At 65.1% G+C, this 26179-nt stretch carries 23 protein-coding genes and 1 pseudogene; 17 read left to right on the forward strand and 7 right to left on the reverse strand.

Annotation, left to right across the window (positions count from 1 at the left end; all coding sequences use genetic code 11):
• Positions 1–11: 11 nt before the first annotated feature.
• Positions 12–389, forward strand: a complete 378-nt coding sequence (locus tag AB4Z44_RS16200) for an MmcQ/YjbR family DNA-binding protein (RefSeq protein WP_404710721.1) — start codon at positions 12–14, stop codon at positions 387–389.
• 157 nt (positions 390–546) lie between these two features.
• The gene (locus tag AB4Z44_RS16205; RefSeq protein ID WP_404710722.1) at positions 547–1785 is read left to right on the forward strand and encodes a TCR/Tet family MFS transporter; all 1239 of its coding nucleotides are present in this window, start codon (positions 547–549) and stop codon (positions 1783–1785) included.
• On the opposite strand, the gene AB4Z44_RS16210 is transcribed toward AB4Z44_RS16205, so the two are convergent.
• Complete coding sequence (locus AB4Z44_RS16210; RefSeq protein ID WP_404710723.1) at positions 1758–2519, reverse strand: competence/damage-inducible protein A; 762 nt, start codon at positions 2517–2519, stop codon at positions 1758–1760. The genes AB4Z44_RS16205 and AB4Z44_RS16210 overlap by 28 nt on opposite strands.
• A gap of 62 nt (positions 2520–2581) precedes the next feature.
• Between AB4Z44_RS16210 and map the strand changes: the two genes are divergently transcribed.
• The gene (map, locus tag AB4Z44_RS16215; protein WP_404710724.1) at positions 2582–3412 is read left to right on the forward strand and encodes a type I methionyl aminopeptidase; all 831 of its coding nucleotides are present in this window, start codon (positions 2582–2584) and stop codon (positions 3410–3412) included.
• A gap of 513 nt (positions 3413–3925) precedes the next feature.
• On the opposite strand, the gene rpsI is transcribed toward map, so the two are convergent.
• From rpsI to AB4Z44_RS16230, 3 genes are all read right to left on the reverse strand, one after another.
• Positions 3926–4480, reverse strand: coding sequence for a 30S ribosomal protein S9 (gene rpsI / locus AB4Z44_RS16220; protein ID WP_404710725.1), 555 nt, complete (start codon positions 4478–4480; stop codon positions 3926–3928).
• Positions 4480–4959: a 50S ribosomal protein L13 gene (gene rplM, locus AB4Z44_RS16225; RefSeq protein WP_404710726.1), complete on the reverse strand. Its 480-nt coding sequence runs from the start codon at positions 4957–4959 to the stop codon at positions 4480–4482. The genes rpsI and rplM overlap by 1 nt, the downstream gene beginning before the upstream one ends.
• Before the next feature lie 166 nt (positions 4960–5125).
• Positions 5126–6151, reverse strand: coding sequence for a COX15/CtaA family protein (locus AB4Z44_RS16230; RefSeq protein ID WP_404710727.1), 1026 nt, complete (start codon positions 6149–6151; stop codon positions 5126–5128).
• 111 nt (positions 6152–6262) lie between these two features.
• Between AB4Z44_RS16230 and AB4Z44_RS16235 the strand changes: the two genes are divergently transcribed.
• Both AB4Z44_RS16235 and AB4Z44_RS16240 read left to right on the forward strand, forming a co-directional pair.
• The gene (locus tag AB4Z44_RS16235; protein ID WP_404710728.1) at positions 6263–7870 is read left to right on the forward strand and encodes a M20/M25/M40 family metallo-hydrolase; all 1608 of its coding nucleotides are present in this window, start codon (positions 6263–6265) and stop codon (positions 7868–7870) included.
• A gap of 43 nt (positions 7871–7913) precedes the next feature.
• The gene (locus AB4Z44_RS16240) at positions 7914–8831 is read left to right on the forward strand and encodes a M14 family metallocarboxypeptidase (protein WP_404710729.1); all 918 of its coding nucleotides are present in this window, start codon (positions 7914–7916) and stop codon (positions 8829–8831) included.
• A 26-nt stretch (positions 8832–8857) separates the two neighbouring features.
• Here AB4Z44_RS16240 and AB4Z44_RS16245 read toward each other — a convergent pair whose 3' ends face one another.
• The gene (locus tag AB4Z44_RS16245; protein ID WP_404710730.1) at positions 8858–9370 is read right to left on the reverse strand and encodes a TetR/AcrR family transcriptional regulator; all 513 of its coding nucleotides are present in this window, start codon (positions 9368–9370) and stop codon (positions 8858–8860) included.
• A 162-nt stretch (positions 9371–9532) separates the two neighbouring features.
• Here AB4Z44_RS16245 and AB4Z44_RS16250 point away from each other — a divergent pair, with 162 nt between their 5' ends.
• From AB4Z44_RS16250 to AB4Z44_RS16260, 3 genes are all read left to right on the forward strand, one after another.
• Entirely contained in the window at positions 9533–10456 is a 924-nt protein-coding gene (locus AB4Z44_RS16250) for an SDR family oxidoreductase (protein WP_404710731.1), read from the forward strand.
• Between the two features lie 24 nt (positions 10457–10480).
• A complete protein-coding gene (locus AB4Z44_RS16255) occupies positions 10481–11602 on the forward strand; it encodes a metallophosphoesterase (RefSeq protein ID WP_404710732.1) in 1122 nt (373 codons plus the stop codon).
• Positions 11603–11784: 182 nt separating this feature from the next.
• Complete coding sequence (locus tag AB4Z44_RS16260) at positions 11785–12651, forward strand: OmpA family protein (RefSeq protein WP_404714253.1); 867 nt, start codon at positions 11785–11787, stop codon at positions 12649–12651.
• Positions 12652–12723: 72 nt separating this feature from the next.
• Here AB4Z44_RS16260 and AB4Z44_RS16265 read toward each other — a convergent pair whose 3' ends face one another.
• On the reverse strand, positions 12724–13509 hold the full coding sequence (locus AB4Z44_RS16265) for a UTRA domain-containing protein (protein ID WP_404710733.1): 786 nt from the start codon (positions 13507–13509) through the stop codon (positions 12724–12726).
• A gap of 190 nt (positions 13510–13699) precedes the next feature.
• Between AB4Z44_RS16265 and AB4Z44_RS16270 the strand changes: the two genes are divergently transcribed.
• The 7 genes and pseudogenes from AB4Z44_RS16270 to AB4Z44_RS16300 all read left to right on the forward strand — a co-directional run bounded on the left by AB4Z44_RS16270 (position 13700) and on the right by AB4Z44_RS16300 (position 23324).
• Entirely contained in the window at positions 13700–15901 is a 2202-nt protein-coding gene (locus tag AB4Z44_RS16270) for a TonB-dependent receptor (protein WP_404710734.1), read from the forward strand.
• Between the two features lie 22 nt (positions 15902–15923).
• A complete protein-coding gene (locus AB4Z44_RS16275) occupies positions 15924–17372 on the forward strand; it encodes a PepSY domain-containing protein (protein WP_404710735.1) in 1449 nt (482 codons plus the stop codon).
• A gap of 17 nt (positions 17373–17389) precedes the next feature.
• Positions 17390–17707, forward strand: coding sequence for a DUF3088 family protein (locus AB4Z44_RS16280; RefSeq protein ID WP_404710736.1), 318 nt, complete (start codon positions 17390–17392; stop codon positions 17705–17707).
• A 116-nt stretch (positions 17708–17823) separates the two neighbouring features.
• Positions 17824–18285: a Fur family transcriptional regulator gene (locus tag AB4Z44_RS16285; RefSeq protein ID WP_404710737.1), complete on the forward strand. Its 462-nt coding sequence runs from the start codon at positions 17824–17826 to the stop codon at positions 18283–18285.
• A gap of 117 nt (positions 18286–18402) precedes the next feature.
• Positions 18403–20322: a 1-deoxy-D-xylulose-5-phosphate synthase gene (gene dxs, locus AB4Z44_RS16290; RefSeq protein ID WP_404710738.1), complete on the forward strand. Its 1920-nt coding sequence runs from the start codon at positions 18403–18405 to the stop codon at positions 20320–20322.
• Positions 20319–20747, forward strand: a complete 429-nt coding sequence (locus AB4Z44_RS16295; RefSeq protein WP_404710739.1) for a DUF2141 domain-containing protein — start codon at positions 20319–20321, stop codon at positions 20745–20747. The genes dxs and AB4Z44_RS16295 overlap by 4 nt, the downstream gene beginning before the upstream one ends.
• Before the next feature lie 7 nt (positions 20748–20754).
• A pseudogene (locus tag AB4Z44_RS16300) lies at positions 20755–23324 on the forward strand (MMPL family transporter).
• 117 nt (positions 23325–23441) lie between these two features.
• Here the strand turns inward: AB4Z44_RS16300 and AB4Z44_RS16305 are convergent.
• Positions 23442–24659, reverse strand: coding sequence for an argininosuccinate synthase (locus AB4Z44_RS16305; RefSeq protein WP_404710740.1), 1218 nt, complete (start codon positions 24657–24659; stop codon positions 23442–23444).
• A 172-nt stretch (positions 24660–24831) separates the two neighbouring features.
• On the opposite strand from AB4Z44_RS16305, the gene AB4Z44_RS16310 reads away from it, so the two are divergent.
• Together AB4Z44_RS16310 and AB4Z44_RS16315 are read left to right on the forward strand one after the other, a co-directional pair.
• On the forward strand, positions 24832–25236 hold the full coding sequence (locus AB4Z44_RS16310) for an EF-hand domain-containing protein (protein ID WP_404710741.1): 405 nt from the start codon (positions 24832–24834) through the stop codon (positions 25234–25236).
• Between the two features lie 34 nt (positions 25237–25270).
• Complete coding sequence (locus AB4Z44_RS16315) at positions 25271–26101, forward strand: EF-hand domain-containing protein (RefSeq protein WP_404710742.1); 831 nt, start codon at positions 25271–25273, stop codon at positions 26099–26101.
• Positions 26102–26179: the final 78 nt, after the last annotated feature.

The following is a 26179-nucleotide window of genomic DNA, read 5'->3' on the forward strand; positions in this document are numbered from 1 at the left end:
ACGCTGCCCTCATGGACGGGGGTGACGAAGACAGCGAAGCCATCGCCACGCTGCGGGGCCATCTGGCGGCGATGCCGGGCGCGGCCGGCACGCTTTTGCCTTCGGCGCGTGGGGTCACGCTCTACAAGGTGATGGGCAAGATGTTCGCGATCCTGTTCACCCGCCCGAGCGACGGCGTGATCCTGAAATGCGATCCCTACCGCGCGGAGATGCTGCGCGAACAATATAAGGGCGTCGGCCACCGCAGCCATCTCGACCCGCGCCACTGGATCGCGATCGATCTCCATGCCGATGTGCCGGTGGACGAGATCGAAGATCTGGCGCGGCATTCCTACGATCTGGTTTGTGCCGGGCTCACGCGGAAGCAGCGAGCGGAATTGGCCGGTTAGAGCAGGTAACGCGAGATCAGCCCGGCCGACCTTTCCCAATCAAAGCCAAGCCCGGATCTGCGACCTCGACCGAGCAGCACCTCGACAGTTAGCTCCGATCCAGCGACATGACGGGATGAGGGGAATCGATGGCCAGTGTCATGAAGGGGAGCCGGGCATGAGCGCCGCCCACAATCGCAACGCGATACGCTTCGTCGTGCTGACGGTGCTGATCGATGCGATCGGCTTCGGGATCATCATGCCGGTGCTGCCGAGCGTGGTGATGCGGTTGGGCCATATCGGGCTCGCGCAGGCGACCGAGATCGGCGGCTGGCTCGGCATGGTCTATGCCGCTGTGCAGTTCGTGACCGGGCCGCTGGTCGGCAATCTCGGCGATCGTTTCGGGCGGCGGCCGGTGCTGCTCGGATCGCTCGCGGGGTTCGCGGTCGATTATGCCTTGATGGGGTTCGCGCCGACGCTCGGCTGGCTGTTCCTGGGACGTGCGCTCGCGGGTTTCTTCGGCGCTTCCTACGGCCCAGCCGGTGCCGCGCTGGCGGACGTGTCCACGCCCGAGGATCGCGCGAAACTGTTCGGGATGATCGGCGCAGCGTTCGGGGTGGGCTTCATCGTCGGCCCGGCGCTGGGCGGGTTGCTGGGCGAGTTCGGCGACAAGGCGCCGTTCCACGCCGCCGCCGTGCTCGCGGCCTGCAATCTGATCCTGGGGCTCGTCGCCTTCCCCGAGACACTGAGTGCCGACAAGCGCCGGCCCTTCCAATGGCGCCGTGCCAATCCGGTCGGCGCGCTGATGGCGCTCGCGAAATTGCCCGGGCTGTTGCCGGTCGCGTTCGCGCTCTTCTGGTGGAACCTCGCGGGCATGGTCTACCCCGTCGCCTGGTCGTGGTTCACGATCGCCGCCTTCGACTGGTCGCCAGGCCAGATCGGCGCCTCGCTCACCTGGGTCGGCGCGATCATGGCGCTGAGCCAGATCTTCGTCGTCGGCCGGCTGGTCAAACGCTTCGGCGAACGCCGCGCTGCCGAGATCGGGATTCTCGTCGCGACGCTCGGTTTCGTCATCGACGCGATCGTACCCAAAGGCTGGATGCTCTATCCGGCGATGCTGGTGATCGCTTTCCAGGCGGCGGTGATGCCGGCGATGAGCGGGCTGATGTCCCGCCGCGTGCCGCCGACCCAGCAGGGTGAGTTGCAGGGCTTCACCGGCAGCGTCGCGGCGATCGGATCGATCATCGCGCCCGCACTCTACAATCCGGCTCTGGCCTGGTTCACCGGCCCCGCCGCGCCATTTCGCTTTCCGGGAATCGTATTCGCTCTGTCGACGGTGATGGGGATGATCGCGTTGTTCACGCTGATCGTGCTGCGGCCGGCCCCGGCTCAGATCCCGCCCGCAACCGGTTCGTAACCCATATCGATCAGCCGGGTCGCGAGATCGTCCTCGCATGCCTTCAGCCGATCGACATCGGTCGAGCGGATCACGAAATTGGCGCCCGTCTGCCCGTCGCGGAAGAAGGGGTAGGAGCCGATCTGGCAGCCGTCATGCGCGCGTTCGGTCGCGGCGAGCATGTCGGCCACCTCGCTTTCGGGCACGTTGCAGCCGATCGTCGCCGATACGACCGGGCGGCCGCCCTCGAGCGTGCCGGTGAGGCTGTCGAGCATCATCGCGGCGATATGCGGCACGCCCGCCAGGATCATGATGTTGCCGATATGGATGCCGGGCGCGCCCGACATGGGATTCTCGATCAGGCCGGCACCTTGGGGCACGCGCGCCATCCGCAGTCGCGCCTCGGTGACGCCGCCGCGGGCGGCGTAATGCGCCTCGAGAATCGCGCGCGCGCCTTCGTGGATCACAACCGGAAGGCCCAACGCGGCGGCGACCGCATCGACCGTGATATCGTCGTGCGTCGGGCCGATGCCGCCGGTTGTGAAGAGATAGTCGTTCGCCGCCCGTAGCGCGTTCACCGCATCGCCGATCGCTGCCATATCGTCCGCGACGACGCGGACTTCGCGCAGGCGGATGCCCTGGATGTTGAGCCATAGCGCGATCTGCGCGACATTCTTGTCCTGCGTGCGGCCGGAGAGGATTTCGTCTCCGATGACCAACAGGGCTGCGGTCCAGATGCGTTCGGGTTCGGCCATGCGCCCCCATAGCCGCGCGCCGGGCTCTCGCAAAGCGGCACGCAAATCGCTATATCGCCGGGATGACACAGTATCAGACGATCGTGGCGGGTGATCCCGTCTCCCGCACCGGCGCCATCAAGCTGTACGGCCCCGAGGGCTTCGAGGGCATGCGACGCGCCGGCCGGCTGGCGGCCGAGATACTCGACGCCCTCGGCCCGCATATCGTCCCCGGCGCCACCACGGAAGAGATCGACCGCATCGTCTATGACATGACAATCGCGGGCGGGGCGGTGCCGGCGACGCTCGGCTATCGCGGTTATACGCATAGCTGCTGCATCAGCGTGAACCATGTCGTCTGCCACGGCATTCCGGGCCCTAAGACGATCCGCGACGGTGATATCGTCAATGTCGACGTCACACCGCTGCTCGATGGCTGGCATGGCGATTCCAACCGCACCTACCTCGCCGGCAACGTCGCGCTAAAGGCGAAGAAGCTGGTCGAGGTGACATACGAGTGCATGATGCTCGGCATCGAAGCCGCCAGGCCGGGCAACCGGCTGGGCGATATCGGCCATGCGATCCAGTCGCATGCCGAGAAATTTCGCTACGGCGTGGTGCGCGATTTCTGCGGGCATGGCGTCGGCCGCCTGTTCCATGATGCGCCCGAGGTGGTCCATGTCGGCCGCCCCGGCACCGGGCCCGAGCTGAAGCCGGGCATGTTCTTCACGATCGAGCCGATGATCAATATCGGCCGCCCCGACGTGAAGGTGCTCGACGACGGCTGGACCGCGGTCACGCGCGACCGTTCGCTCTCGGCGCAGTTCGAACATTCAATCGGGATCACCGAGACGGGCGCGGAGATTTTCACCAAGAGCCCGGCCGGGCTGGATTTGCCGCACGCGGCTTCATGAAGCGCTCCCATCATCTCGAATTCGGCCTGTGCTTTCTGGCCCTGGCACTGTTCGGCCTCGGGCAGTGGCTCTTCAGGGCGCACGATCCTTTCAAGTTGTTCTTTGCAATTTGCTGTGGCGTGCTGAGCGCTCGACAGCTGTGGGTATACCGTTCGCTCAAAGCAGAGAGTCGGGAGTGACGATCGGTGCTGGCGTCGCGCTTGTTCTGATCGCCGGGCTCTATATCGGCTTCGAATTGGGCGCTCTTCATCTGCTTAAGCACGGATTTCGCTGGATTACCGATAGGATGGACGGCCGGTAGCGTAGGATGAGATGGGGTTAGGCCCCCACCGTCATTCCCGCGAAGGCGGGAATCCATATGCTCTGAAGCTCAAGAATCACTCGGAACGTTGGGGTATATGGATCCCCGCCTGCGCGGGGATGACGAGTAATTTGATCACCCGCGGCAAACAAAAAGGCGGTCCCGGCATCCCGGAACCGCCCTTTTCGTACCTCGCAAGAGGCGCGTAGCGCTTAGCGCTTCGAGAACTGGAAGCTACGACGTGCCTTGGCACGGCCATACTTCTTACGCTCGACCGTACGGCTGTCGCGGGTCAGGAAGCCTGCCGCCTTCACCGGCGCGCGCAGGATCGGCTCATACTTGGTGAGCGCCTGGGCGATGCCGTGCTTGACCGCGCCGGCCTGGCCCGAAAGGCCGCCGCCGGTGACCGTGGCGATCACGTCGTACGCACCATCACGCTCGGCAACGCCGAACGGCTGGTTGATGACGAGACGCAAGGTCGGACGTGCGAAATAGACTTCCTGATCGCGGCCATTGACCGTGATCTTGCCGCTGCCGGGCTTGATCCAGACGCGGGCGACCGCATCCTTACGACGGCCGGTGGCATAAGCGCGGCCCTGCTTGTCGATCTGCTGCTCGCGCAGCGGAGTCGTCGGCAGAACGGGCGCCACATATTGCGGAGCGTCATCGCCCACATCGGTGGTGATGGCGGGAGCCGCGGCCTGGACCGGCGCTGCCTGGCCGGTGAGCGCCGCGAGATCGGCGAGAGACTGGCGATTGTCGGACATTATGCGCCCACCTTGTTCTTGCGGTTCAGCCCGGCGATATCCATCGGCTCGGGGTTCTGCGCAGCGTGATCATGCTCTGCGCCCTTGAAGATGCGCAGGTTGCGCATCTGCTGGCGGCCGAGCGGGCCGCGCGGGACCATCCGCTCGACGGCCTTTTCCAGCACGCGCTCGGGGAAATGCCCCTCGAGCACCTTGGCGGCCGTTACGCCCTTGATGCCGCCGGCATAACCGGTGTGCTTGTAATAGATCTTCTGCCCGAGCTTCTTGCCGGTGAAGCGCACCTTGTCCGCGTTGATGACGATGACATTGTCACCGCAATCGATGAACGGGGTGAAGCTCGGCTTGTGCTTGCCGCGCAGGATGTTGGCGATGATCGAGGCCACGCGGCCGACGACCAGTCCATCGGCATCGATCAGATGCCATTTCTTCTCCACCGTGGCCGGCGTGGCCACCTTGGTGGTCTTGGTGAGCGCCCTCATGGACATGACCCTTGATTAGATGGGCGGTCCCGACGGGCCTGCCCTGAAAACAATCGCGCCGCCCATTTGCAGGGGCGGCGCCGACGGCGGGCAATTGCGTCAGGGAGCCCAGAAAGTCAAGAAAAACAGCCCTAAATTCGTGAGGTATCATATTACCGCATGAATTTCAGGCCCGGCTGCGCCCGATCGCGTGCGCCGCCCACACCATCGCGGCGAGCAGCAAGGCGGCCACCGCCTGATGCGTGACGGCCACGTGAAGGTCGACTCCGGACAGCAAGGTGGCGATGCCGAGCCCGATCTGAACCGCGACCAGCAGCACGAGGGTCACAGCGGCGCGCCCCTCCCCGGCCCGCCATGCGCGCATCGCGAGCAGCACCGCTGCAAGCGCCACAACCCACGCCCACCAGCGATGGGTGAATTGCACGACGATCGGGTTCGAAACGAGATTGTGGACCAGCCCCTGCCCGCTCGACCATCCGCCTTGCGGGAAGAGATCGTCCCCCATCATCGGCCACGACGCGAAGGCATAACCGGCGCGCAGGCCGGCGGTGAAAGCGCCCAGGATCAACTGGATCACCAATGCGAGGATCGCCAGCGCCGGCCCCGACTTCAGCCGCGCGCGCCGCCCGCCGAGCGCCAACAGATCGAGCGCGGTCCAGATCAGCACGCTGTAGATCAGCAACGCCGCGATCAGATGAGTGGCGAGCCGGATATGGCTCACCTCGGTGCGATATTGCAGGCCCGAGGCGACCATCCACCAGCCGATCACACCTTGCAGCCCGCCGAGCGCGAGGATCAGTAAAGTCCGCCAGCCATAGCCAGTGGGAATCCAGCGCCGCCACCAGAAGACCAACAGCACGAGACCCAGCACCGTGCCGATCCCGCGCGCCAGCAGCCGGTGCAGATATTCCCAGAAATAGATGTGCTTGAAGCCGTCGAGCGTCATATGCGCGTTGAAGGCCGCATATTGCGGGATCGCCTTGTAGCCGGCGAATTCGGCCTGCCACTCGGCTTCGTTCAACGGCGGGATGACGCCGCGAATCGGTTTCCACTCGGTAATCGACAGCCCCGATTCGGTCAGGCGCGTGATCCCGCCGACGACCACGATCGCGAAGACGAGGGCCGCCACCACGAACAACCAGAAACCCAACGCGTAAGGGCGGGGGCGCGCGAATTTGGGACGGCCTAACATCGGGCCGCTATGGCCCCGCCCGGCGCGAGGTTCAACTTTCGGGCAGGTGCTTGCGAAATCGTCGCGGCGCAGCATAGCTTCGCTTCAACTCGTCGCGAAAGATCCCCGCCCATGCGTCTCGCCCGCTTTGCTGCTCTCGTCTTTGCCTGTTCGACCGCGGTCACCGCCGCCCCGCCGGTCGATCCCGACATGCTCGCGAAGATCAGCGATCAGGGCTTCAACCATGGCGAGGTGATCGAGACAGCCGCTTACCTTGCCGACCAGATCGGCGGGCGGATGACCAACTCGCCCGCGATGCGGAAGGCCGAAAGCTGGACGCAGGACCGCTTCCGCAGTTGGGGCCTCGCCAACGTCCACAAGGAGGGCTTCGAATTCGGGCGCGGCTGGTGGATCGAAGCGGCGAGCGTACAGATGGTGGCGCCGCGCCCGATCATGCTGCGATCGATCCCGGTCGCCTGGACCCCGCCGACCGCGGGCGCGCTGACCGCGCCGATCATCGTCGCCCCGCTGCGGCGCGAGCGCGATTTCGCGCTGTGGCATGGCAAGCTCGCCGGCAAGATCGTGCTCGTCACCTTGCCGACCGATCCGAAGGACGCGACCACGCCCTCCTTCCGCCGCGCCAGCGACGAGGATCTCCGGAAGCTCAACGATTATCGCCAGCCGAGCTTCGACCCCGGCGCAGCCGACCGGACGCTCAAGCGACGCAAATTCGCCGAACAGCTCGATCAGTTCCTCAAGGCCGAGGGCGCGGTCGCCTGGGCGCGCATGTCATACCGGGAAAACAGCCTCGTGACCGGCGAAGGCAGCCTGTACAAGGTCGGGCACACGCCGGCCCTGCCCGGGGTGGAGCTCGCGGCTGAGGATTATCGCCGGCTCGCGCGGCTCGCCAAGATCGGTCCGGTGACGCTGCGCATCGACAGCAACGTCCATTATGACGACAGCGACACCAAGGCCTACAATATCATTGCCGAAATCCCCGGCAGCGATCCCAAGGCCGGCTATGTCATGGCCGGCGCGCATCTCGATAGCTGGGTGGCCGGCGATGGTGCTGCCGACAATGGCGCCGGATCGTCGATGATCATGGAGGCGGCGCGCATCCTGGCGCGCTCCGGGGTCAAGCCGAAGCGTACGATCCGCTTCGTGCTGTGGGCGGGCGAGGAGGAAGGGCTGCTGGGCTCCGCCGCCTATATCGCACAGCATTTTGTCACGCGACCGCCCGAAACCGACCCCGACAAGCTGGCGTTTCTTACCCCCTCTTCGATCGAGACCTGGCCGGTGACACCTTTGCCGGGCTTCAAGGACCTTGCCGCCTATTTCAACATCGACAATGGATCGGGCAAATTGCGCGGCCTCTATGCCGAGGGCAATTTCGGCGTCGTGCCGATCTTCAAGGAATGGCTCGCCCCCTTCGCCAGCATGGGCGCCAATACGGTGGTGGCCGAACCGACCGGCGGCACCGATCATGTGCTGATGCAGCGGATCGGCCTGCCCGGCTTCCAGTTCATCCAGGACGATCTCGACTACAGCTCGACCGTGCACCATTCGAACGTCGACACGTTCGATCATCTGCGCGCCGCCGATATGCGGCAGGGATCGGTGATCCTCGCCACGTTGCTGCTCGACGCCGCCAATGCGGAGAAGCCGCTGCCGAGGCTCCAGCTGCCGACGCTACCCAGGCCGACCAATCCGTTTCAGTATGACGATCCGGACCAGAATTGAGGCAGGGTCGCCGGATTTCCGGCGATCGGCTAACGTAAGCGATATGACCGACATCCCATACCCCGTGGGCGTTCCGGGCCAGCCTTGGGGCAACGCCGAACGAGATCGATGGCGCGCGCTGCAGATACGGCAACGCCGCTATGACGAGGACGTCGTGCCGCGTATCCATGCGCTGGCCGATCGCTTCGAGAAGGTCGCTTATGGCCGGCTCGATTATGGCGGCGAAATCTATGCGCTGCTGGCCTTGCGCAACAGCGTCTTCGATCCGGCGCTGCCAACCGCGCTGATAACCGGCGGCGTGCATGGCTACGAAACCAGCGGCGTCCTGGGCGTGCTGGAATTCCTCGAGACGCGCGCAGCCGATTATGCCGGGCGGATCAATCTGCTGGCCGTGCCGTGCGTCAGTCCCTGGGGCTATGAGCGCATCCATCGCTGGAATTACGATGCGATCGATCCCAACCGGAATTTCCGCGCCGATGGCCCGGCGGGCGAGGCGGTCGCGCTGATCGAGCTCGTGCGTTCGGCAGGGACCGACTTCCTTCTCCACATCGATCTGCACGAGACGACCGACAGCGACGAAAGCGAGTTCCGCCCCGCGCTCGCCGCGCGCGACGGCAAGGCGTACGAACCGGGGGAGATTCCCGACGGCTTCTATCTGGTCGACGACAGCGAAAATCCGCAGCCTGCGTTCCAGCAGGCGATCATCGCCGCAGTCGAACAGGTGACCCACATCGCCCCGCCGGACGCGAAAGGCGAGATCATCGGCTCGCCCGTCGTCGCACATGGCGTAATCGAATATCCACTGACGGCGTTGGCGCTCTGCACATCGATCACCGGCGCGCATTACACCGCGACGACCGAAGTCTATCCGGACAGCGTACGCACCACTTCCGCCGAATGCGTCGATGCGCAGGTGGCGGCGGTATGTGCGGCGCTGGATTATGCGCTCGCGCATCGCTGACATGGGTTTGATGCCGGAAGAGGCTGCTAGCCCACCACATCCCGCAACGCCGCGAAGGCCGCTTTGCCGAATATCTCCGGCCCCGCATCGGCCCCCGCCAGCCAGGCTTCGGTCGCCAGCTTGAGGATCCCGATCGCGGCCGCAGCGGTAACGCGGCAGGCGATGTCCGTTTCGGGAAGCCCTTTGCGATCCGCCAGCGCCTTCGCCAACACGCGTTCGACCTTCTCATATTTGGCCTGATCGCCGGCGCTGAGCGCAGGCGTATCGTGGATGAGTTTGGCCAGCGCTCGCGTTTCCGCCGACTGGAACCGCGTCGCCAGATCGACCAGCGCATTTTCGACCATGTCGAGCAAAGGCTCTTCGGCCGGCCGCCGCCCGATCGCCTGGGCGATCAGGTCGGGGAAATCGGCCTTGGTCGAAAAGACGATCTCTTCCTTGGAGGCGAAATAATGAAACAGGCTGCGGCGCGAGACGTCCGCCGCGGTGGCGATATCGTCCAGCGTCGTTTCCTCGAAGCCGCGCTCGAGGAACAAGCGCATGGCTTCGGCCTGGATGCGGGCATGCGTCTCCTCCCGCTTGCGCCCACGCAGACCTGCCGACAGTGGTTTTTTGTTTTCTTGCACTGCTTGTATAATTGCACCGAGTGCATATTAACGCAATCGGTCCCCTCCGGTGGCCCATCGACGCGAAGGATAGCGAATATGACGGCCTGGACCACCCGGGATATTCCCGATCAATCGGGCAAGCTCGCGATCGTCACCGGCGCGACCGGCGGGCTTGGGCTGGAGACAGCGCTGGCGCTCGCGGGTGCCGGTGCGGACGTGATCCTCGCCGGCCGCAACCCGGCCAAGGGACGCGCCGCCGAAGCACTGATCCGCAGTCGCCATGCCAAGGCGAATGTGCGGTTCGAACTGATCGATCTTGCAAATCTCGCATCGGTGGCAGCGTTTGCGGGGCGGATGCTGGCGGCAAGCCGGCGGATCGATATCCTCGTCAACAATGCGGGCGTCATGGCCTTGCCGAAGCGCGAGACGACCGTCGACGGGTTCGAGATGCAGTTCGGCACCAATTACCTGTCGCACTTCGCACTGACCGGGCGGCTGCTACCGCTGCTCAGCGTAGCGAAGGCGCGGGTCGTGCAGCTTTCCAGCATCGCGCACCGCGGCGGTACGATCCGGCTCGACGATCTGAACTACGTTCAGGGCTACAAGCCGTTCAAGGTCTATGCACAAACCAAGCTCGCCATGCTGATGTTCGCGCTCGAACTCGACCGGCGGAGCGGCGCGAACGGCTGGGGCCTGACCAGCGTGGCGGCACATCCTGGCGTGGCGAGCACCGATCTGATCGCGAATGGTCAAGGCGCGGGGAGCGGCGGCCTGGTGGGATGGATCAGCACGCTGGCGGTCGGCGTGATCGGCCAATCGGCGGCTGCGGGCGCGCTGCCCCAATTGATGGCGGCGACCATGCCTGGCGTGCGGGGCGGCCAGTATTTCGGGCCGCGGGGCTGGAAGGAATTGAAGGGACCTCCTGGGCCGGGCAAGATCGAACCGCAGGCGCTTGATGCCAACGTCGCCGCGAGGCTCTGGGCCGCATCCGAAACGCTGACGGGCGTGGCTTTCGGCTAACCTCTGCCGGAAGAATCAGGCGCGATGTTCCATTTCATATTCACCTTGCCGTGGCTGTACGTCGTCAGCCGCACGATCGTGCCGTTGCCGTGGGCGATGACGGTCAAGATCGCGGTCGCGCTCGTTCTCCTGATCGCCTCCCAATTCCATTTCTGGAGCCGCCTCTCCTCCGGTTCGGTGTTCGCGCCGGAATTTCCGCGGCCGGTCGTGATCCTGTTCAATTGGGCCTTCGGTGCGATCGTCCTGCTGGCCGCGTTTCAGATCACGCTCGATCTGGCCGGGTTGCTCGCCATGATCGGGGGAATCGGAGGAGCCGGCGCATGGATCGGGGCGCGCTATGCCATCGCCATCGCCGCCTTCGCTCTATCCGCCTGGGGCGTACGGCAAGCCATCGGCATTCCCCGATTGAAGGATGTGGCGGTCGCGATCCCGAACCTGCCCGCGGCATTCGACGGCTACAGGCTCATTCAGCTGACCGATCTGCACATCAGCCGCATGTTTCCGGCAAGCTGGACCCGCGCCGTGGTCGACGCCACCAATCGGCTGGGCGCGGACCTGATCGTCGTGACGGGCGACGTCATCGACGGCAACGTCGCCACCCGCCGGGCCGACGTCGAATCCTTGCGCGATCTGCGGGCCCCCGACGGCGTCTATCTGAGCCCCGGCAACCATGAATATCTGTCAGGCTACGATACTTGGATGGCGCATTTCGCCGGGCTCGGCATGAGCCTGCTGCCCAATGCCCACGCGGTCATCGCGCGCGGGGCCGACAGGCTCGTCCTGGCCGGCGTCACCGATCCGTCCGCGCGCGGGGTCAACCGTCCGCTCCCCGACCTCGGCAAGGCGCTGGCCGGCGCCCCGCCGCACGCCCCGATCCTGCTGCTCGATCACGAGCCGCGGCGGGCGCGAGAAGCTGCCGAGCGCGGCGTGGCGCTCCAACTGTCGGGACACACCCATGGTGGGATGATCGTCGGGCTCGACCGGATCGTTGCGCGCGCCAATGGCGGCTTCGTGTCTGGCCGCTATGCGGTCGGCGGCATGACGCTCTACGTCAATAACGGCACCGGCATCTGGCCCGGTTTCGCCCTGCGGTTGGGCCGCCCGTCCGAATTGACGCGCATCACCCTGTGCAGGATCGATGATTAGCCCCCACCGGAAGCGCCGATTCTTACGTAGAGGCGCAGTGTATCGATCGCACGATCTGCAACGGTTCGTCGCACGACACACTCTCATCACCCGCTCGACACCCTGACCGGCCGGCTATTCATCCAGCGGACAGGTTGTTCTGGACAGGCTTGGGCATTGGGATAGTCTCAGAGGAGTGCTCGATGCGTGTCATATCCACAAGATCAGGCGTTCATTTGCTGCTCGCCACGCTGACGATCGCTGCATCGGGCAGCGTTTACGCACAGCAGCAGGCCCCATCCGACCCCGGCATCGTCGTCGAGGGCGCGCAAACCCCGGGACCGGAGATCAAGGGCGTCATATCGGCGCGCCATGGCGACCGGCTGAAAGTCACCAGCACGGATGGCACCAACACGATCGTCGCCATCAACGATGCCACCCGCATCAAGGCATCGGCAGGCTTTTTCGGCGGCAGTCGCAAGCTGGCCGAGGATTCGCTGCTGAACGGACTGCCGGTGACCGTCAAAACGGTTCAGTTTGGTGGCGGGCAGGCGGGGGGCGATCTCGTTGCGAGCCAGATCAGTTTCCGCAACACCGACCTCAAGACCGCCGCGATGATCCGCAACGGCACATCGCAGCGCTTCGAGGAGCAGACCGCAGCAACGGAAGCTCTGCGCGGCCGCGTAGGCGATATCGACAAATATAACATCAAGGGCACGACCAACGTGCACTTCGACGTCGGCAAGACGGATTTGTCTGTGGAGGACAAGGCCCAGCTCTGCAGCACGGCAACCAGCGCGCAGAGCACGGAGAACGCTTTGCTTCTGGTGGTGGGGTATACCGATTCGACCGGCGGCGACGATTTCAACCAGACGCTGAGCGAGAAGCGGGCCGCCAAGGTCATCAACTATCTCCAGCAGGCTTGCGGCTGGAAGCCCTATCGCGTGCTCACCCCGACCGGGATGGCCAAGGCCGACCCGCTGGCAAGCAACGACACGCCCGAAGGCAAGGCACAGAATCGCCGCGTGGCGGTGAATATCCTGGTCAGCAAGGCGGCCGACGGCCTCTAACTTTGCGCTGCCGGGAGCGGGTTGGCCGCTCCCGGCCCGATCTGTCAGCAATCCAGCGCGAGAGCGAACGCTTCACCAGGAGGGCTTGAAGTTGCCCTCCACCCGATGATCGTCGCCAGGATGCCAGAGCCGCACGAACGTCACCGGGACGTCTCCATTCCAGGTCCGGCGCTCGATGATCAGGCAGGCTTCGCCAACATTGATCGCAAGATGGCGGGCAATGACTTCATCAGCCCCACGGGCACTTATGCTGTGGCGGGCGTTCGTCCACGGGACGTGCGCAAGGAGCCAGGCACCCGGGCTGACCGTCTCCAGCGGCTGGCACGCGATCTGGGGCGCCGCATCGACGTTGACCAGGCGCTCCTCCAGCTGGAACGGGCGGTCATCGGCATTGTGCAGGCATAGCATGCGGACGAGCGGCACCGAGTCCGGAACGTCGAGCGACGCACGGACGTGGGACGGACCGCGGACCATTTCGCATTCCAGCAATTTGTAGCTGTAACGGCGCCCGCTCTGGCGGATACTGTCCGCAGCGTCCCAGATCTCCATCACCGGCCGTTCGCGCGCGCGCGCGGTCACGACCGTTCCGACCTTGGTACGTCGCTGGAGCAAGCCCTCCGTGGCCAAACTCTGGACAGCCTTGTTCACGGTCATGCGGGATGTGTTGTAGTGCTCGGTAAGAACCATCTCGGCAGGGATTCGGGTGCCCGCGGGCCAATCCCCATTAAGGATCGCCAGCGCGATCGAACGCCGGATCTGCAGCCAGAGCGGACCGTCGCCATCGAGCGGCGGTATGTCCTCGGGATGCTTGCATCCGGAGGGACAGCCTGTGGCGAGGCGACCGAGAGCAATGTTCAAACGACCTCCTCGCGCCGATCGACGCCCTCATGCCGTGTCCTGCCGACATACACCATTTCCGCACACCTGCGCCAAGCCGGAAGAGTGCGACGATTTCTCGCTTGACGACGTGTCCAGGAACGGCAACCTATATTTGACTATACAAAATAATGGCAGGGGTAGGACGCGGCTCGAACAAGGGGAGACGATCATGTCCAACAGACTTTCGCGCTTTCGCATTCATTCGTCTCTCGTCGTTGCGGGGGCTCTGTTCGCGGGCGCGGCGCACGCGCAGGGGGTGCCTGTGCCGGACGCTTCCGCCCCATCCGATACCGCACAGTCCGAGGGCGACGTCATCACGGTGACCGGCTGGCGCCTGCGCCAGCTCGACGTTGCCGCGCCGACCGCCAGCCGCCTCAACCTCTCGGTGCGCCAGACGCCGGCGACGATCGACCAGATCACGTCGGCGGAAATCCTGACGCGCGGTTTCCGCACGGTCGAGGAGGCCACCGACAGCCTCCCCGGCGTGATCTCCGGCGGATCGCCGGGCGACCCCGCATTGTTCTCGCTGCGCGGTTTCAGCGGCGACGAGGTCACCATCCTGCACAACGGCATCTATGTCGGGCCGGGGGACATGGTGAACCGCCCGGGCAACACCTTCAACATCGCCAGCATCGACGTGCTGCAGGGCCCGGCCTCGGTCCTCTACGGCCAGGGCGCGGTCGGGGGCGCGGTCAACATCGTCGGCAAGCATCCCGATTTTACCCGCGACAGCTTCCAGGCGCTCGGCTCCTACGGCACGTTCGAAACCGTGAGCACCGGCTTCGGCGGCAACAAGGTGCTCGGCGACAGCTGGGCGGTGCAGGGCGACGCCAGTTATCACCGCACCGGCGGCTACGTCCACGATGCCCCATCGGACTCGCTCAATCTGACCGGCGCCATCGCCTACAAGCCGACTGATGCGCTGTCGGTCGAGCTCAGCATGGATTTCCTCAAGGACAATCTGTCGCCTTACTACGGAACGCCGCTGGTGCCCGCGTCGTACGGCACCGATCCGATCAAGGGGGTGCTGTCGACCACGGACGGACTCGTCGTCGACAAACGCATGCGCGATATCAGCTACAACGTCGCCGATCATAAGACCCATTCGACCCAATATTGGCCGAAGCTGGTGCTCAACTGGTCGCCGAACAGCTGGATGACCGTCAGCAACACGGCTTACTATTTCCATGCCGATCGCCGCTGGATCAATGCCGAGCAATATGTCTTCAACAGCACGACCAAGCTGATCGATCGCGACCGCTTCTTCGTGTTCCACCGTCAGGACATCGAAGGCGACCAGCTGTCGGTGAGCTTCAACACGCCCGTGTTCGGTCTCGAGAACAAGGCGGTGCTCGGCGCCGACTACAGCCACCTCAACTTCCGCCGCGCCCGCGGCTTCCCCGACGGCGACAGCGTCGATCCCCTCAACCCCAATCCGGGCCTGTTCGGCCCGATCCAGGAGCGGGTCAGCCCGACGCGCTGGGATACCGGCTCGATCTTCGGCGAGGACGTGCTGACGATCGCCAAGGGACTGCATCTCGTCACCGGCGTGCGCGCCGAGCGCATCTACCTGACACGCGAAAATTACAACGTCGACGGCAGCTTCAACGCGGCGACGAGTTTCAACCGGACCTACAAACTGTTCAATTGGCGTGCCGGCCTGACCTACGATCTGGCCAAATCGACCACCGCCTATGTTTCCTATTCGACCGGCAAGGATCCGGTGAATTCCAACATCTTCCTCGTCAATGCGGGTGAGAATTTCCCGCTTTCGAGCGCGCGCCAGTTCGAAGCAGGGCTCAAGACCGATCTGGCCGGCGGCCGCGGCTCGCTGACGCTCGCGCTCTACGACATCAAGCGCAAGAATTTGCTGACCCAGATCGCGATCGACGTCGTCAGCAACGTCGGCGAGCAGACCTCGCGCGGGATTGAGTTTTCGGGCCAATACAAGGTCACGCACAACTGGACGGTGATCGGCAGCGCCACATACACCGACGCCAAATATCGGAACTTCGTCGATCCGAACTATGGGGTGAACGCGTCGGGCAACCGGCCGGCCAACGTGCCCGACTTCACCGGCAATGTGTGGACGGCATTCCAGCACGTGGCCGGGCTTCCGCTCGAAATCGGCGGCGGCGTGAAATATGTCGGCAATCGCTTCGGCAATACGTCGAACACGCTGCGGTTGAAGGATTATGCCACCGGCATCGTCTATGCGACCTACTCGATCCAGAAAGGCATCGACCTGACGCTGCGGGTCAACAACGTCTGGAACAAGGACTTCGTGCAGTGGGCCGACATCTTCTACCCGGCACAGGTGCAGCTCGGCGAGCCGCGGCGCATCGAGGGAAGCGTGCTTGTCCACTTCTAGGCGACGACGAAATGGCGCGGTCGTGCGCACGCTGGTCTGGTTTCACCGCTGGCTCGGGATCGCGACCTGCGTCATCTTCGCGCTCTGGTTCGCGAGCGGCGCGGTCCTGCTGCTCGTGCCCTTCCCGTCGCTGGCGAAATCCGACGCCCAGAAGCTCGGCCAGCTGGTCGATGTCGCCGCCGTCCGGATAGCGCCGGACCGCGCGCTGGCACTGACCGGCGGCTCTGGCCTTCGCTTGCGGCAGCGTGCCGGCGTGCCGGTCTATATCGCCGGCGGGACGAACGGCTTCGTTACGATCGACGCGCGTACCGGCCGGCGGCTCAGCCTGCTCAGCCCCGCAGGCGCCGCCGCGATGCTCGCCGATCGCGCGGGTGGCCCGATAACGAGCGTCGAAGGACCGATCACCTATGATCAATGGGTCGTTCACGATGGCTTCGACGCATTGCGCCCATTCTACCGCGTGTCGATCGGCGATGGCCGTGGCACCCGCATCTACGTCTCGGCGCAAACCGGCGAGATCGTGCAGCGCACGACCACGCGGGAACGCGCGTGGAACTGGGTCGGCGCAGTGCTGCACTGGGTCTATTTCACGCCGCTCAGGGCGAGTTTCTCGGCGTGGGACCGGACCGTGTGGATCCTGTCGTTCGTCGCCATGCTCGTTGCCGGCGCAGGCATGATCGTCGGCATCGTCCGCACCGTGGCGGTGCGCAGGGCACGCCGCCCGGGCCTCACCTATTTCAAGCCGCAGTGGATGCGCTGGCACCATCTGACCGGGCTCTTCGTCGGCATCTTCGTGATGACATGGATCCTCAGCGGGTGGCTGTCGATGGACCATGGACGCCTTTTCTCGCGCGGGCGGGCGACGCCGGCGGAGCTGGCGAATTATGCCGGGCTGACCGACCAGGGGATGACAGCCGCGACGCCGCTGGCGGCGTTGCAGCGCCTGCCGGCCAGTCATGAAATACGCCTGACCGCTGCTGCGGGAACGCCGCTTCTGTCCGTCGTCGGGCGCGACGGCCTTTCGCGGCTATGGACCAATGCCGGCGCACCTTTGACCTCGCAACAGGCCGCATCCCTGTATGCTGTCGCCGTGCAAAGAGCCTGGCCGCGCCCGGCAATGCCCGTCGCGACCCCGGTAGCGCCGGACGATCTCTACGTGCTGGCGGAGGGGATGCCCGCCTCGGCAGTGCGGTTCGAGGGCGGCCCGGATCAGCCCGATATCTATATCGATCGCGCCGACGGCCAGATCCTGACGGTGATGAGCACCAGCCGGGCGGCGTATGCGTGGATCTATTATGGGCTGCACAGCTTCAACTTCCCCGGCCTCGCGCGGCATCAGATCGTGCGCGATGCGATCGTCCTGGCATTGATGCTCGCCGGATTTCTCTTCAGCGTGACCGGCGTCGTGCTGGGTTGGCAGCGCCTGCGTAAAACGATCGCGCCACGCATCCCGAAGGAGGTTCTGCGGTGACCGACAGACTGTTCCTTATGAAACCGGGCTTCACCAACGCCGGCATGGGCCCTTTCTATTGCGGGGATTCGGTGAGTGTCGAAGGGTTCCTGAGCTTTTTCCCCGAACTTCGCGCGAAGGTGGACGTGGCCTATGTCGAATTTCCGCGCCCCCGGTTGCCGATCGCCGACCTGCTCGGCGAAGAGAACCAGTCCATCCCGGTTCTGGTTCTTGCCGGAAAGCCAAGCAGTGATCGGGTGAGCGTCAAGCAGGCCAACGGGGTATCGTTCATCACCAACGAGCGCGATATCCGGCGATATCTTTCGGCAAAGTTCGATCTGCCGGAGGCGGGCTAGAGCCTCTCGCCCTATGCCACTTTCCGTCATTCGGCTCGGTGCCTGCAATCATCCAGGCGCCGCGCCTTCGGGTGGCGGCGCTTGTACCGGCGCCCCCACGGGACTAGATCCCCAGGATGGCACACACGCATACGATGCACGAAGGCACCGCGCTGACCAGCGAGGCCAAGGCCGCGCTGGAGGCGTCGGGCGAGCAGTGGACACCGATGCGCGCCACCGTGTTCGACGCGCTTGCCGGCTTCGATCGCCCCGCATCGGCCTACGATATCGCCGATCGGATCAGCCGTAGCGAGGATCGCCGGGTCGCCGCCAACAGCGTCTATCGCATCCTCGATCTGTTCGTGGCCAAGAACCTCGCCCAACGGGTCGAAACCGCCAATGCCTATGTCGTCAACGCGCATCCCGCCTGCCACCACGACTGCATCTTCCTGGTGTGCGAGCAATGCGGGCAGACGACCCATATCGACGATGACGCGCTGACCGAGCGCGTTCGCGCATCCGCACGCGGTGCGGGCTTCACCCCGGTCCGTCCGGTGATCGAGGTAAAAGGGCGCTGTGCCAATTGCGTTTCGGCCTGATCCGCGACGTCTGTTCAGCATAGCGCAACCGATCCGGTCCGACCTGTTGCCGCCGTGCTGCTTTACGCGATGCAGCAAAGCCGCCTAGACGGGAAAAAGGAGGAGATTCCCCGCTTTATGTCTGACCGTCCGTCTACCCCGTTGCTCGATACGATCTCCACGCCGAAGGTATTGCGCACCCTCAAGGAAGCCCAGCTCCGCCAGGTCGCGGACGAGCTGCGCGCGGAGATGATTTCGGCAGTGTCGGTGACGGGCGGCCATCTCGGCGCCGGGCTGGGCGTAGTCGAGCTGACCGTGGCGCTCCATTATGTGTTCAACACGCCCGACGACGTGCTGATCTGGGACGTCGGCCACCAGGCTTATCCGCACAAGATCCTGACCGGCCGCCGCGATCGTATTCGCACCCTGCGTACAGGTGGCGGCCTCTCGGGCTTCACCAAGCGGTCCGAGAGCGAATATGATCCGTTCGGGGCGGCGCACAGCTCGACCTCGATCTCCGCCGCCTTGGGCTTCGCCGTCGCCAACAAGCTGGCGGACAAGCCCGGCAAGGCTATCGCCGTGATCGGCGACGGCGCGATGTCGGCCGGCATGGCATATGAGGCGATGAACAATGCCGAGGCCGCGGGCAACCGACTGGTCGTTATCCTCAACGACAACGACATGTCGATCGCGCCGCCCGTCGGTGGGCTGTCGGCCTACCTGGCATGGCTGGTCTCGTCCAAGCCGTTCCTGTCGCTGCGCGATCTGGCCAAACGCTTCGCGCGCCATCTGCCGCGCCCGCTGCAGGATGCGGCGCGCAAGAGCGACGAATTCGCGCGCGGCATGGCGATGGGCGGCACGCTCTTCGAACAGCTCGGTTTCTATTATGTCGGCCCGATCGACGGCCATAATCTCGAGCACCTGATCCCGGTGCTGGAGAATGTGCGCGACGCGAGCGAGGGTCCGTGCCTGATCCACGTCGTGACCAAGAAGGGCAAGGGCTATGGCCCGGCCGAGGCTTCGGCCGACAAATATCATGGCGTGCAGAAGTTCGACGTCGTCTCGGGCGTGCAGGCCAAGGCGCCGCCGGGGCCGCCCGCTTACCAGAACGTGTTCGCGGCGCAGCTGATCAAGGAGGCCGAGGCCGACGATCGCGTCTGCGCGATCACCGCGGCGATGCCGTCGGGCACCGGGCTCGACAAGTTCCAGAAGGCGTTCCCAGACCGGACGTTCGACGTCGGTATCGCCGAGCAGCATGCGGTGACCTTCGCTGCCGGCCTTGCAGCGCAGGGGATGCGGCCCTTCTGCGCGATCTATTCGACCTTCCTGCAGCGCGCCTACGATCAGATCGTCCATGACGTCGCGATCCAGAATCTGCCGGTGCGCTTCGCGATGGATCGGGCAGGCCTGGTCGGCGCGGATGGTGCGACCCATGCCGGCTCGTTCGACATCGCCTATCTCGCCACCTTGCCCAATTTCGTGGTGATGGCGGCGGCCGACGAGGCCGAACTGACCCACATGGTCCATACCATGACGCTGTATGACGACGGCCCGAGCGCGGTGCGCTATCCGAGAGGATCGGGCACCGGCGTCGCTATTCCGGAGGTTCCGCAGCAGCTCGAGATCGGCAAGGGCCGGCTGGTGCGCGAAGGCAAGAAGGTCGCGATCCTGTCGCTCGGCACGCGGCTGGCCGACGCGCTCAAGGCGGCCGATCAGCTCGACGCGATGGGGCTCTCCACCTCGGTCGCCGATCTGCGCTTCGCCAAGCCGCTCGACGAGGAACTGATCCGTCATCTGCTGTCGACGCACGAAGTGGCGATCACGGTCGAGGAAGGTGCTGTCGGCGGGTTCGGCGCGCATGTGCTGACGCTCGCCTCCGATCAGGGCCTGATCGACAGCGGGCTGAAGCTGCGGACCTTACGTCTGCCCGATCGCTTCCAGGATCACGACAAGCCCGAAAATCAATATGCCGAGGCCGGGCTCGACGCCGATGCGATGGTCGCGACCGTGCTGGCCGCGCTGCGGCGCAATTCGGTCGGGCTGGGCGTCGCCGGGTGACATTATCGATCCTGGCGGCGACATTGCTGTTGCAGGCGCAGAGCGCGGTTGCTGCCGGCAATGGCGTGATCGAGGTGGTGGTTTCGGGTATCCGTTCGAACCAGGGCCTGATCCATGTCGATGTCTGCCCCGAGGCACGCTTCCTCAATTCGTGCCCTTATACGACCGAAGTGCCCGCGCAGGCCGGTACGATGACCGTGACCCTGCGCGGCGTGCCGCCCGGCCGCTACGCGGTGCAGGCGTTCCACGACGCCAACGCCAATCACGATCTCGACCAGAATTTCATCGGCATCCCGAAAGAAGGGATCGGCTTTTCCAACGATGCGATGGCGCATCTGATGAAGCCGAAATGGAAGGTCGCCGCGTTCGATCACGGCACCGAAGCACAGCGCATCCCGGTGACGCTGCGCTATTTCCTGGGGTGAGGCAGGCATGATCGGCCGCGTCGTCGCGTTTGCCACCCATCGTCCGCTGCTGATCCTCGTCGCGGCGCTGGCGCTGACGATCGCCGCGATTGGCTTTGCCGCCGGGCGGTTCGCGATGACGACCGATGCGGTCGCGCTCATCTCGCCCGACGTGCCGTGGCGGTTGGCCGAGCGGAAGATGGACGCCGCCTTCCCCGCCAACGGCGACACGATCCTCGTCGTGGTCGATGGCCGGACGCCCGAACTGGCCGAAGCGGGTGCAGCGGCGCTGGCAGCGAAGCTTGCCCCGACACCAGGCATTATCATCGGGTCACCCGCCCCGATGGCGGCGATTATCTGGCGCGCGAAGGCTTGCTGCTGGGATCGACCAAGGATGTCGAGAATGCTGCCCAACGCATGATCGAGGCGCAGCCCTTCCTAGGGCCGCTCGCGAGCGATCCGAGCCTGCGCGGCATTGCCGGCGCGGTCGGCACGATGCTGGAGGGGGTGTCGCGCGGGGATGCCAAGCTCACGCAGATCGACAAGCCGATGACCGCCTTGGCCGATGCGCTGGCGTCGCAGCGCGCGGGCAAGCCGACCTTCTTCTCGTGGCAGGCGTTGCTCGGTGACAAGACAGCCCCCACCCGACGGCTGATTCTCGTCAAGCCGGTGCTTGATTACACCTCGCTGATGCCGGGCGAAGCGAGCGGCAACGCGATCCGCGCGGCGGCCGCCGCGCTCACGCTCGATGCGGCGCATGGCGTCAGCGTGCGGCTGACCGGATCGGTGCCCTTGTCCGACGAGGAGTTTGCAAGCCTCGCCGATCATGCCTGGCTGGTCGGCGCGGTCATGATCGCGGCGATGCTGCTGACCTTGCGGCTGGCGACCCGATCGTGGCGAATCGTCGCAGCGATCCTGGTCACCACTATCGCCGGGCTTGCCATTACCAGCGCGCTCGGGCTGGCGATGGTCGGGCGCTTCAACCTGATCTCGGTCGCTTTCATTCCGCTGTTCGTCGGGCTCGGCGTCGATTTCGGCATTCAGCTCGGCGTGCGTTTCCAGCATGAGCGGCTGACGCTCGATCCTCCCGCGGCAATCCGCGCGGCGGCGGTCGCGCTCGGGCCATCGCTCTTGCTCGCCGCTGGCGCGGTCTGCCTGGGTTTCCTCGCTTTCCTGCCGACCGATTATGTCGGTGTCGCGGAGCTCGGGCTGATCGCCGGTGTCGGCATGATCGTAGCGCTGGCGATGAGTGCGACCATGCTCCCTGCGTTGCTGGTACTGCTCCCTTCCGGCCGCCCGAGTGCTGAGATCGGATCGGTGGCAATGGCCCCGCTCGATGCTTTGCTGCTGCGCCGGCGCAAGGCCGTTCTCGGCTGGTTCGCGGTCTCGATGGTCGCGAGCATCGCGATCCTCCCGCTGGTGCAGTTCGATTTCAACCCGATGCACCTGCGCAATCCGCGCTTCGAGGCGATGGCGACGCTCAACGATCTGATGCGCGATCCGGATCGCAATCCGAACGTGATCGACATCCTCGCGCCCGATATGGCCGCCGCGCAGCGCCTCGCCGCACGGCTGGAGAAACTGCCCGAGGTCGGCGGCGTCATCACCGCCGCCACCTTCGTACCGACCGATCAGGCACCAAAGCTCGCCGCGATCGGGAACGCCCAGATCCTGCTCGATCTGACGCTCAACCCGATCCTGCCCGCGGCCGCACCGAGCGATGCCGAATTGATTGCGGCGCTGCGAAAAACGGCCGCCTCGCTCCGGAACGCGGCATCGTCGCCCACCGATCCCGCAGCGATCCATGCCAAGCGGCTTGCGGCCGAATTCGAGGTCCTCGCAGCCGGCAGCCCGGCTGAGCGTGCGCGGGCACAGGCGCTGCTGGTCCAGCCACTCGGTGTGATGCTCGATCAGCTTCGCGCCGCCATCGCGGCCCAGCCGGTGACCCTCGCCAATCTGCCCGCCGACATCCGCGCCGATTGGATCGCACCCGACGGCAAGGCCAAGGTCGAGGTGCTGCCACACGCAGGCACCACCGATAATGCCGCCCTCGCTGGCTTCACCCATGCCGTGACCGCGATCGCCCCCGACGCCACCGGCACCGCCGTATCGATGCAGGGCGCCGCCACGACGATCGCGCGCGCCTTCGTTATCGCCGGCATCCTCGCCTTCGCGGTGGTGAGCCTGCTGTTGCTGGCGGTGCTGCGCAACGTGAAGGAGGTGGCCTTCACTCTCGCGCCAGTGATCCTCTCGATCTTCCTGACGCTCGGCACCTGCGTGCTGATCCGCCAGCCGATCAACTTCGCCAATATCATCGCCTTCCCTTTGCTGTTCGGGGTCGGCGTGGCGTTCCACATCTATTTCGTGATGGCGTGGCGGGCAGGCGCGTCGAACCTGCTTCAGTCGGCACTCGCCCGCGCAATCTTCTTCTCGGCGCTGGCGACGGGAAGCGCGTTCGGCTCGCTCTGGCTATCGCGCCATCCCGGCACGGCGAGCATGGGCAAGATCCTCATGATCTCGCTGATCTGGACCTTGGTGTGCGCGCTGATCTTCGAGCCGGCTCTGTTGGGGCCGGCGCGGAAGATGGAGCGCGGCTGACCCCCTCTCCCATTTTGGGAGAGGGGTGGGGTGAGGGTGCGAGGGCGAAGCCCGAGCATGCCACCTCGAGGTTGGTCACCCTCACCCAACCCTCTCCCAGAGGGAGAGGGCTTACCCTCAGCGCCCGTCGCGGCGCCCAAGCAACCGCAGGCGCAGCGCATTCAGCTTGATGAAGCCCGCCGCATCGCGCTGATCATACGCACCCTGATCGTCCTCGAAGGTCACGACCTTCTCGGAATAGAGCGTGTTCGGTGATTTGCGGCCGGTGACGATCACCGAGCCTTTGTACAGCTTGAGGCGCACCGTGCCGGTGACCTTGGTCTGGCTGTGGTCGATCGCGGCCTGCAGCATCTCGCGCTCGGGCGAGAACCAGAAACCATTATAGATCAGCTCGGCATAGCGCGGCGCGAGCTCGTCCTTGAGGTGCGCGGCACCACGGTCGAGCGTGATTTGCTCGATCCCGCGATGGGCAAGGTGATAGATCGCGCCGCCCGGCGTCTCGTACATGCCGCGGCTCTTCATGCCAACGAAGCGGTTCTCGACCAAGTCGAGCCGGCCGATGCCGTGGATCTTGCCGTACTCGTTGAGCTTGGCAAGCAGGGCTGCCGGGCCATAGCCCTCGCCGTTGATCGCGACCGCGTCACCCTTCTCGAAATCGATCGTGATGATCTCGGGGGTGTTCGGCGCATCCTCGGGATTGTCGGTGCGCGAATAGACGTAATCGGGCACCTCCTCCCACGGATCCTCGAGCACCTTGCCCTCGGATGAAGTGTGCAGAAGATTGGCGTCGGTCGAGAACGGGCTTTCGCCGCGCTTGTCCTTGGGCACGGGGATCTGGTGCGCCTCGGCATATTCGATCAGCCGGGTACGGCTGGTGAGATCCCATTCGCGCCACGGCGCGATCACGCGGATATCGGGCGCGAGCGCATAATAGCCGAGTTCGAAGCGGACCTGATCGTTGCCCTTGCCGGTCGCGCCATGGCTGACCGCGTCGGCGCCGACCATTTTGGCGATCTCGATCTGGCGCTTGGCGATCAGCGGCCGTGCGATCGAGGTGCCGAGCAGATACAGCCCTTCATAGAGCGCATTGCCGCGCATCATCGGCATCACGTAATCGCGCACGAATTCGTCGCGCAGATCGTCGATGAAGATATGCTCGTCCTTGACGCCCATGAGCTTGGCCTTGGCGCGCGCCGGTTCCAGCTCCTCGCCCTGGCCGAGATCGGCGGTGAAGGTGACGACCTCGCAATTGTAGGTCTCCTTCAGCCATTTCAGGATGACGCTCGTATCGAGCCCACCCGAATAGGCCAGCACCACGCGCTTGACGTCGCTCATTCCCGCACTCCGATGTCTTGATCGGGCGCGCCATTGCCACACCAAGCGCGCGGGTCCAACCCCGATAGACTCATGTCAGTAGCGAAATATCGCTGCCAACTCGAACTACGGAAGCAACATCGGCCGGCCAAAGGGGCGAACGTGCGGGATCCCGCACCCACGGGAGAGTCGAATGAGGACCCAATTTTTCGTGAGCGCGGGCCTGATGGCGATCGCGGCATGCGTACCCGCCCTGGCGCAGCGCATGCAGGAGCCGGTGACGCGCGACCAATATATCGCGTCGCAGAAGGAGCGCTTCACCAGGATGGACGCCAATGGCGACGGCGTCGTCACCAAGGACGAGATCAGCGCGCAAATGGCCAAACGGATGGGCAATGCCCCGCCGTCCGAGATGATCGATGCCCTGTTCAAGCGGATCGACACCGACGGCGATGGCAAGGCCACGCTCGCCGAGGCGACCGCGGCGGCCGGCGCGCAATTCGATGCGTGGGACACGAACAAGGACGGCACGCTGACGCCCGAAGAGCGGCGCGCCGGGCAGATGGGCATGATGCAGGGCATGCAACGGCCGCAGTGACGCGGCGAGAGCGAAGGACAGGATTATGCGGACAATGCAGTTTCTCGCCGGCGCCGGTCTTGTGGTGCTGATCGCCTGCGCGCCGGCCATGGCGCAGGACATGCCGCCACCTCCGGGCGGGCCCGGCACGGGCAGCCCTGGCATGCCTCATTCCGGCATGGGCGGCCCCGGCATGCACGAAGCCCCTGCCCCGATCACGCGCGCGGCGGTGGAGAAGATGGTCGCCGATCACTTCGCGTTGCTCGATGCCAACAAGGACGGCGTCGTCACCCGCGCCGAACTCGACGCCTTCCGCGACAAGCGCCGCAGCGAGATCAGGACCGCCATGGAAGCGCGGATGAAGGAGCATCAGGCGAGGGCGTTCGATCGGCTCGATACCAATCATGACGGCACGATCTCCCGCGAGGAATTCGCCGCCGCCACGGCGCCTCGCGCGAGCGCACCCGGCGAGGGCGTACCCCCGCCTCCCTGGGCCATGGCTGGACCTGACGGGCCCGGACCGGTGGGTCACGGACCGATGGGTCACGATCGCATGGAGCATCACGCCATGCTTGATCACATGCATGGGCCCATGGGCGGCCCGGAGATGATGATGGGTGCGCGCTGGTTCGATCTGGTGGTCGACGATCATGGCGGCAAGGTCACGCTGGCCGAGGCGAAGACGGGCGCGCTGACCCTGTTCGACCGGCTGGACGTCAACCATGACGGCACGATCACCCCGGATGAGCGACGCATGGCTTTCCGCGGCATGCGCTGGCACGGCGGCTTCGGCCGCGACCGGCAAACGCCGGCGAAGGGGCGAGGTGGACGAAGTCCTCTTTCCTTCGCCGGTGAGGACTTCGCCTTTGTTTTCTCCAAATGCTGACTTTTTCGACCTCCACCGGACAAAGCGCGCAGACGGCACGGTCTGGTCGGGTTCTGAAACAAGTTCAGGGCGACCGGT

It is taken from the genome of Sphingomonas sp. MMS24-J13, from assembly GCF_044905095.1.
Taxonomy (GTDB): Bacteria; Pseudomonadota; Alphaproteobacteria; order Sphingomonadales; family Sphingomonadaceae; genus Sphingomonas_I.